Consider the following 2,217-nt stretch of genomic DNA (forward strand, 5'->3'; position numbering starts at 1 on the left):
GTCTAGAGCGGGGTTGTTGGCAGCGCCAGACTGCAGTGGTGTCGTCGCAGTCCAGTCGGACCGATACCGTCTCGCGGTCGACCTGGTGATGGCCGCCGCTCGCCTCCCCGGCTAGAGGGCTTTCAGCGGCTGCTGACAGCGGGCCAACTGGTCATTCTTTTCGACTCGCACTGATGCCGCCAGCAGTGGGTCAGGATGCCACCGGTGGTCCCACCCGACACGGCATCGGGTAGGCCAACAAACTCAGCTATTGCGGCGTCGTAACACCACAGCGTGGCCGGTTGCTCATCATGCGTGAGATGTGACCTACGCGGACATGACTGGACGCTAATCTATATCTGACTCTAGACTAGCCTCTAGTAACTGTAGTGCCGCGTGACTAAAGGGCATCAAGGGGAGCTGGTATGACTTGCAGGAGATCGCTCTTCGCAAATGCTCTTCAAGCGAATCCGGAGATACGAGGCCATCGCGGCCAGAGTCCACGCCAGCAACTTCCGTGGATGCGCCCACCTACCCATCATCGTGAAGGCTCGTTAAATGCCGCGTTTTGAACCGCTTCCCGACCGCAGGCCCGTCATCGTCGCCGGCGCGTCCTCCGGGATCGGAGAAGCCACGGCGATCGAACTCGCGTCGCGTGGATTCCCCGTCTCGCTGGGCGCCCGCCGAGTGGGAAAGCTCGAGGACCTCGTCGACAAGATCCGAGCCAATGGTGGCGAGGCAGTCGGATTCCAACTCGACGTCACCGACCCCAACTCGGTGAAGTCCTTCGTCGCGCAATCGGTCGACGCGCTTGGGGAAATCGAGGTGCTGGTGGCAGGCGCAGGCGACACCTTCTACGGCAAGCTGGCCGAGATAACCTGTGACGAGTTCGAATCGCAGCTAAACATCCACCTCGTCGGTGCAAATCGGCTGACCGCAGCGGTGCTAACGGGAATGATCCAACGCGAGCGAGGTGACCTGATCTTCGTCGGGTCCGAAATCGGGCTACGCCAGCGCCCGCACCTGGGTGCTTACGGCGCCGCCAAAGCCGGGCTGCTGGCAATGGTGAACACCCTGCAGATGGAACTAGAAGGCACCGGTGTGCGCGCGTCGGTCGTGCATCCCGGCCCGACCAAGACCGGCATGGGATGGAGCCTGCCCGCCGACAAGATCGGGTCAGCGCTTGAGGATTGGGCGAAGTGGGGCGTCGCCCGCCACGACTACTTCCTGCGGGCATCGGATCTGGCCCGCGCCATCACATTCGTTGCGCAGACACCACGCGGTGGTTTCATCGCGAACATGGAGATTCAGCCGGAAGCGCCATTGGCTGAAAACCTGGAACATCACAAGCTCGCTCTCAGCGAACAAGGGATGCGCGGCCAGTGACCACCGCAATCGTGCCCAGTGTTTCCGGTGGCCAAGAAAAGCACGGACACCTCGGGGAGTTTCGGACCGATCCGATCGCGTTGATGCACTGCGCCCATGAGGAGTGCAGTGACTTTGGTTTTCTTCATCTGGCGCGCAAGACGGTCGTTCTGTTGTCGGGTGCGCTGGCCAGCGAGTTCTTCTTCCGGGCCGCTGATGAGGATCTCGATCAGGCTGAGGCCTACCCGTTCATGACGCCGATTTTCGGCGAGGGTGTGGGGGCGGCGTTTGCTGCCGTGCGGATCAAGGCCACCTCCTCGATTCTGTTGCGCGAGTGCGCGTTCGAGATGGGCCAGCCGGCTGACACCTACCGCAACGATCACTCGAAGATGGTGGTCCAGCTGGAACGCCCGGCCGTCGAAGGTGCGCTACCGCAAGCGGGTAAGGCTATGAGCTGATGGGCAGCTACCGAATCGAAGTCGACGCGGATCTGTGCCAGGGGCACGCCATGTGCGAGCTGGAGGCACCTGTCGTGTTCAAGGTGCCCAAGCGCGGCACGGTGCAAATCGTCGACTCCGAGCCAACGGACGACGTTCGCGTGCATGTCGAGCGCGCAGTCGAGATATGTCCTACACAAGCACTTTTCATTAAAGAGAAAGAAGATTGACAATGGTGTCATTTCAGCCTGAGGGATTTTCATAACTGGGCCGACCCGTGTGAAGCACCTTGAACAACCATGACGCCGTGATGTCGGCGGGCGCCGCGGTGGTGAGACCCGGGTGCCTATCGGTGAACTCGTTTCTGCTTCGGCGACGAAGGCTGTCAGGCATCTCCTGAGGTATTGCTAGGCGGTATACCTCTACCGCTGATCAG

Annotated in this window: 2 protein-coding genes and 1 pseudogene; all 3 read left to right on the top strand. The window is 61.2% G+C overall.

The window, feature by feature from the left end; all coding sequences use genetic code 11:
• The first annotated feature begins 537 nt into the window (after positions 1 to 537).
• The 3 genes and pseudogenes from WAN02_RS26550 to WAN02_RS26560 all read left to right on the top strand — a co-directional run bounded on the left by WAN02_RS26550 (position 538) and on the right by WAN02_RS26560 (position 2,011).
• A complete protein-coding gene (locus tag WAN02_RS26550) occupies positions 538 to 1,365 on the top strand; it encodes an SDR family oxidoreductase (protein ID WP_422268007.1) in 828 nt (275 codons plus the stop codon).
• A pseudogene (locus WAN02_RS26555) lies at positions 1,362 to 1,622 on the top strand (cytochrome P450); the annotation flags it as partial. The gene WAN02_RS26550 and the pseudogene WAN02_RS26555, both read left to right, overlap by 4 nt.
• Positions 1,623 to 1,801: 179 nt before the next feature.
• A complete protein-coding gene (locus tag WAN02_RS26560; RefSeq protein WP_422268009.1) occupies positions 1,802 to 2,011 on the top strand; it encodes a ferredoxin in 210 nt (69 codons plus the stop codon).
• The last annotated feature ends 206 nt before the right edge of the window (positions 2,012 to 2,217 follow it).

Origin of the sequence: Mycobacterium sp., from assembly GCF_049281135.1 — a bacterium.
Classification (GTDB): Bacteria; Actinomycetota; Actinomycetes; order Mycobacteriales; family Mycobacteriaceae; genus Mycobacterium.

What these genes read in the sequence shown, in the direction of transcription:
- WAN02_RS26550 (WP_422268007.1), top strand. Translation starts at nt 538, where the DNA reads ATGCCGCGTTTTGAACCGCTTCCCGACCGCAGGCCCGTCATCGTCGCC.
- WAN02_RS26560 (WP_422268009.1), top strand. Translation starts at nt 1,802, where the DNA reads ATGGGCAGCTACCGAATCGAAGTCGACGCGGATCTGTGCCAGGGGCAC.